We start from the raw sequence: 12,997 nt of genomic DNA, 5'->3' as shown, positions 1-12,997 counted from the left end.
AACGGCTGGTTTTTTGCTTTTTGCGGTACGGCATCCTCTATACTCCCCCGTTCTTCTGTGAAATCCCCTCTTCATACCGCCTATAAACTCATATTAAACCTGCACTTGAGCTGATACATTGCAGATTGAACATTGAGCAAATTTATAGGATATAAAATGCCTTCGTCCACAAATCCGCTACTCGCTTCTCCGTTGAAAACCGGCGATACCGTTGGTTTTTTCTCTGCGTCGTCACCTGTTACTGCTACGGCACCTGAGCGTTTTTCTCGTGGAAAGAAATTTCTTGAAGAAAAAGGATTTGTACTGAAAGCGGGCTCACTGACGGGGCATTCTGACCATTACCGTTCAGGTTCAGTTGCCGCGAGAGCGGAAGAATTCAATCAGCTGATCCGCGACCCGCAGGTGCGTTGTGTGATGTCGACGATTGGAGGTAATAACAGCAATTCCCTGCTGCCTCATCTGGACTACGATGCGCTGCGCGCCGACCCGAAAATCATTATCGGGTATTCCGATTCCACGGCGCTTCTGGCCGGAATTTATGCTCAGACCGGTCTCATCACGTTCTACGGTCCGGCGCTGGTGGCTTCTTTCGGCGAGTTTCCCCCGCTGGTTGATGAAACTTGGGCCTCTTTTGCCGATATCCTGATGACCCGCCATAAAGCGCCTTACCGTTATCCTCTTCCTGCATACTGGACGGACGAAAAGCTCAACTGGAATGACGTCATGCCCGTCAGAGCCAAAAAATTGTATGCAAATACCTGCCGTTTTCTCGGGGCAGGACGCATTGAAGGACGGGTTATCGGCGGGAACCTGAATACTTTATCAGGCATCTGGGGTAGCCCTTATATGCCGGAAATTCATCAGGGCGATATTTTGTTTATTGAAGACAGCCTTAAAGATATTGCCACCGTTGAACGCTCTTTCTCGATGCTGAAGCTCAACGGAGTTTTCGATCGTGTAAGCGCCATTCTGCTCGGAAAACACGAACTGTTCGATAATGCCGGTACGGGAAGACAGCCGGCGGACGTTCTGCTGGAGATTCTGAACGGGCAGGAAATTCCCCTGGTCGATGGCTTTGACTGTTGCCATACCCATCCGATGTTAACACTCCCTCTGGGTACTGATATTATTGTGGACTTTGATCACCAGCATATCGACATCTCTGGTCATTACTTGCGCTGATACCTCCGAAATCACGTACTACTAAAATTCCGTATGTGATTTATTATCATCTTCCTGTTTCATATCCCGGCCATTTACATTTCAAGTGACTGCTCTGTAAACATTTACTACAGAAATCTGTTTTTAAAATAGAAGGGTTTATACTAACTGCCCTCTGTGAAGCAGTATATAAAGATAAAACACCCGTAAAGCAGCACTGTACTAATTAACTGATGCAGCGGAAATGACCGAATATTCTAAACAGGGAGGAGTGGAATGCCCATGGTTTATCTGATTGAAAATCAAATAGTCTTCAATCCGGAGGAAAATTCGCTTTCATTACTGAGTGATGATGAAAGTAAGATCACCGTCTCAAATCCTGCACGGAGAATATTATTATTGTTAATCGAACAACAGGGCGTGGTCGTTCAGCGTGAAACATTCTTTAAAAAAGTATGGGATGACTACGGCCTGAACGCTAGCAATAATAACCTTAATCACTGTATCAGCAAATTACGTAAAGTCATCTCAACGCTGGGATACCAAAATGAATTTATCGTTACTGTGCCTAAAGTCGGATTTATCATCCGGAAGGAAATCATTATTGAGGCCTGTGCCAATAAGATTGAGACTCAGGTATTAGTAGAAAATAGTGATGAAGTTGCTAAAGAACCCGATATTGTTCTGAGCGAAGCGATGCCGGATGACGAAATAATAAATCATTCTGTGGCGCCACAGCAAAATGCAACTGAACCTGAACCGCAGAAGGGAAAATATCATCATTATTTTATAATGAGCATTCTGGTCACTGCCGCACTGACAGTCTGGGCAATTATCATTTTTTACAATGATATGAGTGATCCGAAAGCTGACTTAGAGATTGCCAAAATCGGATCCTGCAGCTTGTACGCAACGGCCCCGGTTTCCCGGTCAAATAAGAGTAATTTTATTCAACTGGCAGAAGATTTTCTGCATAAGAACAATATCTCATGCAAACCAGGACATATACTTATATTTCAAAGCGAGCTTTTCTCCTCGCCAATAAATACCGGTTCAGTGCAGGAGTTTCTCGCGCAATGCAGCACTGATGACAATCATAAAGCAAGTGTTTGCATAAGCTATTATACAAATGACAGGACCACGCATGATCAGTGATAGAAAATTTATTCCTCCGGGTAAGAAAACCATTATTTTTACGTTACTCCCTGTCACCGCATTACTGTTAGTGTTATATGGAATGTCTCTGAGAAAGGACAAGCATACGTTCCCGGTTAATATCCCTTGCAGGGGAAGCATGATCGTAGAAGCACAATATGATCATCAGAGAGCGAAAATGGTGACCTCTCTGTACTTTAGTTTTCTTGATAACCGCAAAATTTTAGTTTCACTCAGTGGAACTGCATATTTATACAATGAGGAAGGAAAACTGGTAACCAGGAAAACTTTGCTGAGGAATATTTATTATGACTATGTACAGGAGAGCAAAGTGACCGATACCTATTCAATGACCAGCAGACAGATAAACATTGATAGCATAGACAATATGGACTGGGGGATTTCTTCGCTTCTGATGATAAACAGTTTTTTTCTGACCGGGCATACCGATACGATGGTGTTGAAGAAATATGATGACAACACCATGCTGATAGAAAGTAATCAGTCTTCGTTTGCATTATGTGTTTTCAAAAAATCTTTTTAAAAACAGCAAAATGGATGAAGCCTGATTATTTATAGTAAAGATATAAATCATAACCGCAAGCCTGGGCATAACGAGACAAAGTACTGAAGCTTGCCTGAGCTGGCCGCTTCTCAAGACGGGTGATTGCCGGTGGCGTGATCCCAAGCCGTCTGGCCAGTTCAGTTTTACTCAATCCGGCATCCTCGCGCAGGGTTTGCAGCAGGGCGTGAATGTGCTTTTCTGCGATGAGTTCAGGTGCCTGGGCTGAGTATATGGGCTCCTCCAGCGCCTGAGCCCGCAGTTTTGCCGTTCTTAGCATATCGTTCTCCCTTATCTTTGCGGTCAGTAATAGTTAATTTTGACGATCACCGACGCATCAAACTGCCCGAGAGAAAGTGTTTTTCCCGGGATGGCACTCAGTTTTGCAGTGAAGTTTTTGGTGACCTCATTCACATTGTTAAGCTCTGCAAAGTTATCGTACCGGTTGAAAGTAATTGCCTTCTGCTGGTCGTTGTAGAGCATGAGCTTGGCACCGTTTGAAAGGTCTATCGCGGTGTCATCCAGCAGCGGACTGGCCGTAGAAAATTCTGCCTGCAGTGAGAAGTTATCCAGACATCCTTGTTTTACAGCCTTGATGGCAAACGGCAGTGAAATACCTGAAGACCGTGAAAGGGTCGTGCTTTGAATGGCGCCAAAATCGACAATCTGAGATTCCGGATACACTTTCAGGTCAGAACCGCAGGCCAGAAAACGGATCCCCTGCAAGCCAGAAAGATTGTATTTGAGGTTTTTAGCACCGGGTGTTTTGTTAATGCCTCTGCTGCCATCAAGCTGAAAGACGGTGAACTGATCCGCGCCCTGGTAATGCCCGCTGGAAGGGGCATTACCACTGACTTTGATATACAGGCGGAACGTCACGTTGACGGTGACGTTCTGGCCTTTTTTGATAGGCGTACTGTTAGTACTGAGTCTCTGCTCGTTCTGTTCCAGATCCTGCCCGTTGTAGCTCACGCCCAGCAATAAGCCTTCCCCGATCGACTGGGATTTAGGGTTAAAGTAGAAATGCACAACGTCAATAATCGACCCCAGCACATTGTCGCAATACGCCGTGACGTTGATGTCATTCGATTCCCAGACCTTGGTGCCGACAGGAACATTCGCCGGGATAGCCAGTTGCCCTACCGGTATCGCCGGTTTATCCACAATACCTGTGCCTTTCTCCACACAATCGAGCGCCAGGGCGCTGCGGGAAAATAAGAAGAGCAGGATGAAGATTGCCATCCGGCCAATGGATAATCTGCAAATATCAGGCATAACAATCCCTTTTCTTTATGGTAAATCCGTTCAGTCACGGCTTCTCACGTGGTTGTTATCGCTTATCATCCTTTCTGATAAGCTGACATTGCACGGACGGGCAATTGTATTGATTGACCTGAAGTCCGCCGTAATCGTCCATGTACCCGAGACTGTAACGTTCGCTGACGTACTGACTGCCGGTCAGAGATTCCGTCGCAAACGGCGCCAGCATGACGCTGTCAAAACCCGAAGCATTGCCTTTGTTGTCTTTACCCAGATATCCGACAGTGATGTAAAAAGGTGTCGGATTCGTCAGTTTCAGCCCGTTGCTGAGCCGCGAAACCAAGAGCTGTTCCTGCCAGTTGGCTTTCAAAAGTTTTCTCAGTTCCGCCGGGCGGAAGAACAATTTCACGCGGCTTTGGATTGCCACCTGCATCACGTTCGCCATATCACTTTTTGGCGGCACTTCGCGCACGTTGAAGTAGAACAGCGACTCACGGTCTTTCGGTAAACCGGCGGTTTCCGGCAGTTGCAGAATACGGATCTGGCTTTTCTGCCCGGCATCAATTCGCTGCATCGGCGGCAGCGCCACCAGCGGCGAGGTAATTTTTTCGCCCTGAGCGTTCTCCAGCCAGACCTGCGCCAGATAAGGCAGCTCCTTGCTCTGGTTCTCGAGCATGACGCTGACGGATTTATCGCTGGCGTTATAGATGATGCGCGTCCGGTCAAGATTCACCGCGGCGACTGCCGGATAACATGATCCGGCCAACATCAGTACGGCTACGCAGCGTAAAATCATTTTTTTCATCTGGTTATTCCCTTACTTATGCGATCCCTTCAGACCGCTTTTCATCATTAATTGCAAGGCAGCAATACCTGCCCTGAAGAGGTTTCAGGCTGCGGCGGCACCTGAACCTGGCATTGCTGGTCGTCTCCCCAGCGGACAGTCAGGGATTTCTCACCTGACACCCCGGCCAGATAGGCCAGACCGCCGTCACCGATTAGTCCGGCTTCAAAACCGGAGCTATTGTCGGTGACTGATGCCCCGAGCGGCGGATGACTGCCATCTTTCAGGCGGATCACCGCCATCAGACGCTCACCTTTAATCGCGCGGATTTTGCGAAAACCTATTGCCCCTTCCGTCAGGGTTTTACTGACCACTGAGCTATAGACTTCCACGTCATCCGGTAAATGGTTCACATCAACGCGGATATCAGAGGTCTGATAACTGGACACGCCATTCACCACCGCAATGCCGTAATCATTGGTCACGGACGCCCCGTCGCTTATCGGAATGCCTTTCACGCCGGTCGACACCATCATGCGAGGCTCGCTGCCCGCGCTGCTCTGATGCAAGGCCGCACCCGCCGCAGTGGCGGTAAACGAGCCGTACCAGTTCGCATTCACCGAACGGTAATCGTTATTTTTCACGCTGCCGTTAGCGCCGAACTGGCCGTACGGCGACATATGCTGATAGTTCGCGCGGAACACACCGTTACCTTTTTGTATATCCGGACTACTCCCGCCCGCGCCAACGCGCCAGGTATTGTTCGGGTCCTGACTGTTGTAATACGACGCGGTTTGCGAGAAGCCGCTTTGCGAATCCTGCTGCGCGTCGTAGCTGATTTGTTGTCCTGAAGACAGCGGGAGGCTGAGTGACAGAAACATCTGGTTTTCATCGGTATCACGGTAATTCAGCTTGCTGGCCGAAAAGGTGGCAGAGACACCGGTAAAGCGCCCGATATCGAAAATCTTGCTGACGGAGACGCTGTAGTTGTTGCTCGGGTCTTCGTTCCAGTAGACCTTATGCGTCGCCGACAGATACAAGGTGATCGCCGGCCACGGCAGATACTGGTTAGCGGTCACTGTGTACGTTTGTTTGTCATCACGGGAATAACCGTCACCGTTCACCTTGTCGAGATACTGGTTAAAAGACATAAATGTCTTTTGTGAAAAGCGATAACCGGCGAACGTGATCTGACTGCCAGTCGAATCAAAGCGTTTGGAATAATTGGCGCGGTAGCTGAAACCGGTTTGTTTACCCGCATCTGGTACGGTCGCAGAAGAGCGAGTCACGTCAAAAGATACCGCGCCGAGTTTTTGCAGGTTCTGCCCGATACCCAGCGCCTGCGCCTGATAATTCCCGGTCGTCGCAATCAGCCCGCCATAAAGCGAGAAATCATTTAGCGCCCCCCAGGACATTTCCCCGCTGTAAAAACCCGGCTGTAAAACGCGGTTGCTGCTGCCTGTGGTCGGTTTCCCCATGGCCGTTTTAAACCGCACCTGGCCTTTGCGGGTCAGAAAGGGAATGGTGGCCGTCGTCACCTGATAGGTAGTGACGCTGCCATTTTCTTCTTCGATTTTGACGTCCAGCGAACCCTGTACTGCTTCGGTCAGGTCCTGAACCACGAATGGCCCCGGCGAGACGTTGGTCTGGTAGATGACCCGTCCATTCTGGCTGATACTGACTTTGGCATTGGTTTTGGCGATCCCGGTCACCTGCGGCGCATAGCCACGTAACGACGGTGGCAACATGCGCTGGTCACTGTTTAGCGACGCACCGAGAAAGCGGAATGAATCAAAAATGTCAGAACTCAGATACGTTTGTCCCCCGGTCAGGCGTGCGCCGATAGAGGGTAAAGCGCGATACACGTATTTCTGCGTCCAGGTGAAATTATCACTGGCTGGCGAACCTGAGGTGCGTGAAGAGGAATACTGATAATCCGCACGGGCGCGCCACGCCCCGAGGTTAAACCCGGTGGTACCGTAGCTGCTGAAACTGGTCGAAGTATCGCCCTGTTGAGGCATGTAACGGCTACCCAGCAGGTTATAGTCGAGCAAAACGCCGTTTACACCCTCATCCCATTGAGAAGGTGGCACCCAGTTCTGGTCGTGGAACGTCAGCCAGGCTTGCGGAATGCTGATATTAAGCGTCTGCCTTTCCTGATCGTAACGTGTGGTCACTTCCGGCATTTTATCCAGTGACGTACATTTGCCGTGATGCCAGAGGGTTATTTTTTCCCGGGCTGCTTTGGTCAGATCGAATTTATCCACCAGTGAAAGCGGTAAACATAACCGGCTATTTTTATTATCATCGACTGGAATATATTGAATGACACTCTGGTCACCGAAGGTGCGACCATTAAGCATCACATCCAGCAGGTACTCTCCAGGCGCGATGTAATTGGCAACCTGAAAACGCGACAGATCGACGTTATTGCGATCGGCAGAATCAATAAAGTTAACGTTAAATTCCACCGCCAGGCTTCTGATTGAAATTAAGCATCCCGACAAAAGGAAAATAAGCCAAAAGCCTGTCCCCTTCCTTGTCGATGTTCCATCCATCGCAAACAACATAATAAAATCACTTTTTGCTTTTATAGATCAAACATAAACCCCTGGCGCAGGTGCACCTGGAAAATAAAGGGGAGATAACTCCCCTAAATAATAACAATGCTTATTTATAATTCAGGGCGTACGTTGCCTGAGAAACGATAGTACCGGTCGAAACTGGCTGTGAGTTGGCTTCAACGCGCGCAGCAAATACCAGCTCATTATTACCGGTGACAAGGTTGATATCTTTAGAGGTATCACCGACTTTCAGCAGGTCGCCGTTCGCATCAATCAGACGAATGCCTGCGCCTTTTGCACTGCCGGTGTTAGCCAGCAGTTCACTCGCGCTGCTGTCAGGCGTGCCTGCGAAAGAAACGGCCACTTTAGACATCGCCGGATATTCGACGGTGCCCGCAGTTTGTGCAGTCAGGTCGCAGCCTTGCAGGTGAATGGTGTAGTTAACGTTCTGGGAATATTTATTACCGCTTTCCAGCACCTTATTCGCTACCTGACCCATGTTCACATTAATGTCCTCATCTCCTGGAGCAATTGAGCAAGGCGCATTAATAACGGTTCCGGTGAAATGAATGCGGCCAGAGCCCTGATCGGTTCCTGTCGGCGGTGTTGTAACATCATCTGCGAAAGCTGAAGCAGAAATAAGGGCAGATAAAGCGATAACCAGTGTCTTGTTCTTAGCGTTAAACATAGTAAGTCCTTGAGATTGTAACGGTAGCTATTAAGCGTTAAGCAGCTGTTAAGCGATATTATTCGCTGTACCGAAGAGAGCACCCCTCTCTTGCCAGATCAATATACTGATATTTTTAATTTAACGTTATAATAATTCGCTTAATGCAAATATTAAGAGTTTTACGCTCGGATTAATCTTTAAACATTGCCATTATGAAAGGAAATTAACTTATAAGTTAAAATAAATGATATTAAATGTTCTCTAATGAATAATAATTTTCGCATTAGATAAGGTGAGTTAAGCTTTATTTAACCAATTTATTACAATTTTAATCATAAATTTTTACCAATCACTCCTTTTTTCTCCTCCTACCTCTCCATTTTATTTATGTGGAGTGCTCCGCAATGAACATGCGCATATCCTGCTGTTTTTACTCTGCTTGCGTGATCTGACCCCCAAAAACCAAACAAAGCCAAACAGCAAACTACACTTAACCTTTGATTGACATATCATTAACAAATCAAAGGAGAAAAACCATGAGCCATGTTTACAAGCACCCTATTCCTGCCTCTGTCGCAGAACGTACCCTGATTACACCTGAGAAATATCAGCAGTTTTATCAACAGTCTGTCGAAGATCCGGATGCATTCTGGGCCGAACAGGCGAAAGTATTAGACTGGATCAAACCTTTCACAAAAGTGAAGAACACGTCATTCGCACCGGGAAATATCGATATCCGCTGGTTTGAGGACGGCACCCTCAATCTGGCCGCGAACTGCCTGGATCGTCATTTAGCGGAAAAAGGCGACCAGACGGCACTGATATGGGAAGGCGATGACCCTAACGCTGAAAACAAACACGTCACCTACAAACAGCTTCACCATGATGTCTGCCAGTTTGCGAATGTGCTGAAAGGATTGGGTGTTAAAAAAGGCGACGTCGTCGCGATTTATATGCCGATGGTGCCGGAAGCTGCCGTTGCCATGCTGGCATGTGCGCGTATTGGTGCCGTGCATTCCGTTATCTTTGCCGGTTTCTCACCTGAAGCCGTCTCTGGTCGTATTATCGACTCCAGCGCGAAAGTGGTTATCACCGCTGATGAAGGGCTGCGTGCGGGACGCACTATTCCGCTGAAGCAGAATGTGGACGATGCGCTGAAAAATCCTTCAGTCACCAGTGTGACACATTCCATTATTTTCAAACGCACCGGCAAACAGGGCGAGTGGAAAGAAGGTCGTGATATCTGGTGGCATGATGCCATTGACGGCGTTTCAGCTGATTGTCCGGCCGAAGAAATGAATGCGGAAGATCCGCTCTTCATCCTCTATACCTCCGGTTCTACCGGTAAGCCAAAAGGCGTGCTGCACACCACCGGCGGTTATCTGGTCTATGCCGCTCTTACATTTAAATACACCTTTGATTACCACGACGGAGACATCTACTGGTGTACCGCCGATGTTGGCTGGGTAACGGGTCACAGCTATTTGCTCTACGGCCCGCTGGCATGCGGCGCAATCAGCCTGATGTTTGAAGGTGTGCCAAATTATCCGACACCGGCCCGTATGGCTCAGGTCATTGATAAGCATAAAGTAAACATCCTTTATACAGCTCCTACCGCTATCCGTGCACTGATGGCCGAAGGCGATAAAGCGATTGAAGGGACCAGCCGTGAATCGCTGCGGATCATGGGCTCGGTGGGGGAACCCATTAATCCGGAAGCCTGGGAGTGGTACTACAAAACAATAGGCAACAGCCATTGCCCGATTGTCGATACCTGGTGGCAAACCGAAACTGGCGGTTTCATGATAACGCCATTGCCGGGCGCCACTGAACTGAAAGCCGGTTCGGCAACGCGACCGTTCTTTGGCGTTCAGCCTGCGCTGGTGGATAACGAAGGTGTTCCACAGGAAGGTGCATGCGAAGGCAATCTTGTGATCACCGATTCATGGCCCGGACAGGCGCGTACGCTGTTTGGTGATCATGAACGCTTCGAGCAGACCTATTTCTCAACGTTCAAGAATATGTATTTCAGTGGCGACGGTGCCCGTCGTGACGAAGATGGTTATTACTGGATCACTGGCCGCGTTGATGACGTGCTGAATATTTCCGGCCATCGGCTGGGAACCGCTGAAATTGAATCCGCGCTGGTTTCACACCCTAAAATTGCAGAAGCGGCTGTTGTCGGCATTCCGCATAACATCAAAGGGCAGGCTATTTACGCCTACATCACTCTTAATCACGGCGAAGAACCGTCACCGGAACTCTATACCGAAGTGCGCAACTGGGTGCGCAAGGAGATAGGGTCCATCGCCACACCAGACGTTCTTCACTGGACGGATTCATTACCTAAAACCCGCTCCGGCAAAATCATGCGCCGTATCCTGCGCAAGATTGCTGCCGGCGACACCAGTAATCTGGGAGACACCTCTACGCTGGCGGATCCGGGCGTAGTCGACAAATTGTTGGAAGAAAAACAATCAATGAAAGTGCCGTCGTAATTTTCACCGCCCTGGCGCGGTGAACTCTATCAATGCCTCACAGGAGTCACTGAGATGAATGATCTCATTTATCAGAGAGTTGTAAATAATCCGCGCTTTAGGGAACTGGTGCAAAAGCGCAGTCGTTTTGCCTGGTTACTTTCAGGTATTACCTTGGTTCTGTACGTTGCCTTTATCCTGCTGATTGCTTTTGATCCGCAGTGGCTGGGAACCCCACTTTATGAAGGTGCCACGATTACCCGGGGTATTCCTGTTGGCGTGGGGCTGATCGTTATCTCTTTCGTTCTGACCGGGATTTATGTTATCCGTGCGAATAGCGAATTTGACCGGCTGACGGCAGATATTATCCGCGAGGTGCAGCCATGAAGGCGCATCGTGGCTCTCTTCTTTTACTGGCGTTGGTTTCAGCCTTCCCCTTCAACCTGTTTGCCGCCGAAGGGATTGCAGGTGAAGTGAAACGCCAGCCTCTTAATATAGAAGCGATTGTGATGTTCGTACTGTTTGTCGGTGCGACGTTATATATCACCTATTGGGCAGCAAAACGTACGCGATCCCGTCAGGATTACTACACTGCGGGCGGACGCATTACCGGCCTGCAAAACGGTATGGCGATTGCCGGTGACTTTATGTCAGCCGCGTCTTTCCTTGGCATCTCTGCGCTGGTTTACACCTCCGGATACGATGGGCTGATTTACTCCATCGGTTTCCTGATTGGCTGGCCGATTATCCTGTTCCTCATCGCCGAACGTCTGCGAAACCTGGGTAAATATACCTTTGCCGACGTTGCGTCTTACCGTCTTAAGCAGAAACCCATTCGGCTACTTTCAGCCTGTGGTTCGCTGGTCGTAGTCGCGTTGTATCTGATTGCACAGATGGTCGGTGCCGGTAAGTTAATCCAGCTGCTGTTTGGTCTTAACTATCATGTTGCCGTGATCCTTGTCGGGATCCTGATGGTGCTCTATGTGTTGTTTGGCGGGATGCTTGCGACAACCTGGGTGCAAATCATCAAAGCAATTCTGCTGCTAGCGGGTGCGACATTCATGGCCGTGATGGTCATGAGATCTGTCGGCTTTAACTTCAATACGCTCTTTACTCAGGCCGTTGCGGTGCATTCTAAAGGGATTGCGATCATGAGCCCAGGAGGACTGGTTTCAGACCCGATATCGGCTCTGTCTCTTGGCCTCGCGCTGATGTTCGGTACCGCCGGTCTGCCGCATATCCTGATGCGTTTCTTCACGGTGAATGATGCTAAAGAAGCGCGTAAAAGCGTATTTTATGCCACCGGTTTTATTGGTTACTTCTATATTCTGACCTTCATTATCGGTTTCGGCGCCATCGTTCTGGTCAGTGGGAATCCTGCCTTTAAAGATGCCAGCGGTGTATTGCTCGGCGGCAATAATATGGCAGCAGTCCATCTGGCTGATGCCGTAGGAGGAAGCTTCTTCCTTGGCTTCATCTCTGCCGTCGCCTTCGCCACTATTCTCGCCGTTGTTGCAGGTCTGACATTAGCGGGCGCTTCAGCGGTATCGCATGACCTTTATGCCAGTGTTATCAAGGATGGGAAAGCCACTGAACGGGATGAGTTACGCGTTTCAAAGATAACAGTCATTTTGTTAGGGATCGTGGCGATTGCTCTGGGTATTTTGTTTGAAAAGCAGAATATTGCGTTCATGGTTGGTCTGGCTTTCTCCATCGCTGCGAGCTGTAACTTCCCGATTATCCTGCTTTCAATGTACTGGTCCAAACTGACTACGCGCGGAGCAATGATTGGTGGCTGGCTGGGATTACTCACTGCAGTCATACTCATGATCCTCGGGCCAACTATCTGGGTGCAGATTTTAGGGCATGCCAAACCTATTTATCCGTATGAATACCCGGCCTTATTCTCGATGATTGTCGCCTTCGTGGGGACCTGGTTCTTCTCGATTACCGATAACTCCCTAGAAGGCCAGAAAGAAAGGGAACGTTTCTATCCTCAGTTTGTACGCTCACAAACCGGGATCGGGATCTCTCAAAGCTCTAATCACTGATTGTTCTGATTTCAGAAACGCAAAAGACCATCCATGAGGATGGCCTTTTGTTTGAATCTTCAGTCTTAAATCGCAGAGCCTTTGAATGTAGAAAAGACAAAAGCCCCATACTTTCGTACGGGGCTTTTGTCTTTTTTTGATGCCTGGCAGTTCCCTACTCTCGCATGGGGAGACCCCACACTACCATCGGCGCTACGGCGTTTCACTTCTGAGTTCGGCATGGGGTCAGGTGGGACCACCGCGCTAGTGCCGCCAGGCAAATTCTGTAATTTACCGAACTCTACGCTTATTACTGGTGCTGATACCCAGAGTC

Annotated in this window: 11 protein-coding genes and 1 rRNA gene; 6 read left to right on the top strand and 6 right to left on the bottom strand. The window is 48.8% G+C overall.

Annotated features, from left to right (window positions below; genetic code table 11):
• The first annotated feature begins 156 nt into the window (after positions 1-156).
• From UC15_RS14835 to UC15_RS14825, 3 genes are all read left to right on the top strand, one after another.
• On the top strand, positions 157-1,182 hold the full coding sequence (locus tag UC15_RS14835) for a S66 peptidase family protein (RefSeq protein WP_112289163.1): 1,026 nt from the start codon (positions 157-159) through the stop codon (positions 1,180-1,182).
• Between the two features lie 261 nt (positions 1,183-1,443).
• Complete coding sequence (locus tag UC15_RS14830) at positions 1,444-2,316, top strand: winged helix-turn-helix domain-containing protein (RefSeq protein WP_232829901.1); 873 nt, start codon at positions 1,444-1,446, stop codon at positions 2,314-2,316.
• A complete protein-coding gene (locus UC15_RS14825; RefSeq protein ID WP_112289161.1) occupies positions 2,306-2,860 on the top strand; it encodes a FidL-like protein in 555 nt (184 codons plus the stop codon). Before UC15_RS14830 ends, UC15_RS14825 begins: the two co-directional genes overlap by 11 nt.
• A 25-nt stretch (positions 2,861-2,885) precedes the next feature.
• Here UC15_RS14825 and UC15_RS14820 read toward each other — a convergent pair whose 3' ends face one another.
• From UC15_RS14820 to UC15_RS14800, 5 genes are all read right to left on the bottom strand, one after another.
• On the bottom strand, positions 2,886-3,158 hold the full coding sequence (locus UC15_RS14820; RefSeq protein WP_112289160.1) for a helix-turn-helix domain-containing protein: 273 nt from the start codon (positions 3,156-3,158) through the stop codon (positions 2,886-2,888).
• Positions 3,159-3,181: 23 nt separating this feature from the next.
• The gene (locus UC15_RS14815; RefSeq protein ID WP_112289159.1) at positions 3,182-4,153 is read right to left on the bottom strand and encodes a fimbrial protein; all 972 of its coding nucleotides are present in this window, start codon (positions 4,151-4,153) and stop codon (positions 3,182-3,184) included.
• A gap of 55 nt (positions 4,154-4,208) precedes the next feature.
• A complete protein-coding gene (locus UC15_RS14810) occupies positions 4,209-4,934 on the bottom strand; it encodes a molecular chaperone (protein WP_369964386.1) in 726 nt (241 codons plus the stop codon).
• Positions 4,935-4,990: 56 nt separating this feature from the next.
• Entirely contained in the window at positions 4,991-7,393 is a 2,403-nt protein-coding gene (locus UC15_RS14805) for a fimbria/pilus outer membrane usher protein (protein ID WP_232829900.1), read from the bottom strand.
• Between the two features lie 199 nt (positions 7,394-7,592).
• Positions 7,593-8,174 carry a fimbrial protein gene (locus tag UC15_RS14800; RefSeq protein WP_112289156.1) on the bottom strand — a complete coding sequence of 194 codons (582 nt, stop codon included), beginning with the start codon at positions 8,172-8,174 and terminating at the stop codon, positions 7,593-7,595.
• Between the two features lie 518 nt (positions 8,175-8,692).
• Here UC15_RS14800 and acs point away from each other — a divergent pair.
• From acs to actP, 3 genes are read left to right on the top strand one after another with little or no spacing between them, the layout of a single operon-like run.
• The gene (gene acs / locus UC15_RS14795) at positions 8,693-10,654 is read left to right on the top strand and encodes an acetate--CoA ligase (protein WP_112289155.1); all 1,962 of its coding nucleotides are present in this window, start codon (positions 8,693-8,695) and stop codon (positions 10,652-10,654) included.
• A gap of 54 nt (positions 10,655-10,708) precedes the next feature.
• A complete protein-coding gene (locus UC15_RS14790) occupies positions 10,709-11,020 on the top strand; it encodes a DUF485 domain-containing protein (RefSeq protein ID WP_112289154.1) in 312 nt (103 codons plus the stop codon).
• Positions 11,017-12,684, top strand: a complete 1,668-nt coding sequence (gene actP, locus UC15_RS14785; RefSeq protein ID WP_165353160.1) for a cation/acetate symporter ActP — start codon at positions 11,017-11,019, stop codon at positions 12,682-12,684. Before UC15_RS14790 ends, actP begins: the two co-directional genes overlap by 4 nt.
• Before the next feature lie 141 nt (positions 12,685-12,825).
• On the opposite strand, the gene rrf is transcribed toward actP, so the two are convergent.
• Positions 12,826-12,941: ribosomal RNA gene (gene rrf / locus UC15_RS14780) — 5S ribosomal RNA — on the bottom strand.
• Positions 12,942-12,997: the final 56 nt, after the last annotated feature.

It is taken from the genome of Rahnella sp. AN3-3W3 (genome assembly GCF_003263545.1).
GTDB classification, from domain to species: Bacteria; Pseudomonadota; Gammaproteobacteria; order Enterobacterales; family Enterobacteriaceae; genus Rahnella; species Rahnella variigena.
The sequence above is the reverse complement of the archived record's forward strand: the minus strand, read 5'-3'. Positions and strand labels throughout refer to the sequence as shown.

What these genes read in the sequence shown, in the direction of transcription:
- UC15_RS14835 (WP_112289163.1), top strand. Translation starts at nt 157, where the DNA reads ATGCCTTCGTCCACAAATCCGCTACTCGCTTCTCCGTTGAAAACCGGC.
- UC15_RS14830 (WP_232829901.1), top strand. Translation starts at nt 1,444, where the DNA reads ATGGTTTATCTGATTGAAAATCAAATAGTCTTCAATCCGGAGGAAAAT.
- UC15_RS14825 (WP_112289161.1), top strand. Translation starts at nt 2,306, where the DNA reads ATGATCAGTGATAGAAAATTTATTCCTCCGGGTAAGAAAACCATTATT.
- UC15_RS14820 (WP_112289160.1), bottom strand. Translation starts at nt 3,158, where the DNA reads ATGCTAAGAACGGCAAAACTGCGGGCTCAGGCGCTGGAGGAGCCCATA.
- UC15_RS14815 (WP_112289159.1), bottom strand. Translation starts at nt 4,153, where the DNA reads ATGCCTGATATTTGCAGATTATCCATTGGCCGGATGGCAATCTTCATC.
- UC15_RS14810 (WP_369964386.1), bottom strand. Translation starts at nt 4,934, where the DNA reads ATGATTTTACGCTGCGTAGCCGTACTGATGTTGGCCGGATCATGTTAT.
- UC15_RS14800 (WP_112289156.1), bottom strand. Translation starts at nt 8,174, where the DNA reads ATGTTTAACGCTAAGAACAAGACACTGGTTATCGCTTTATCTGCCCTT.
- acs (WP_112289155.1), top strand. Translation starts at nt 8,693, where the DNA reads ATGAGCCATGTTTACAAGCACCCTATTCCTGCCTCTGTCGCAGAACGT.
- UC15_RS14790 (WP_112289154.1), top strand. Translation starts at nt 10,709, where the DNA reads ATGAATGATCTCATTTATCAGAGAGTTGTAAATAATCCGCGCTTTAGG.
- actP (WP_165353160.1), top strand. Translation starts at nt 11,017, where the DNA reads ATGAAGGCGCATCGTGGCTCTCTTCTTTTACTGGCGTTGGTTTCAGCC.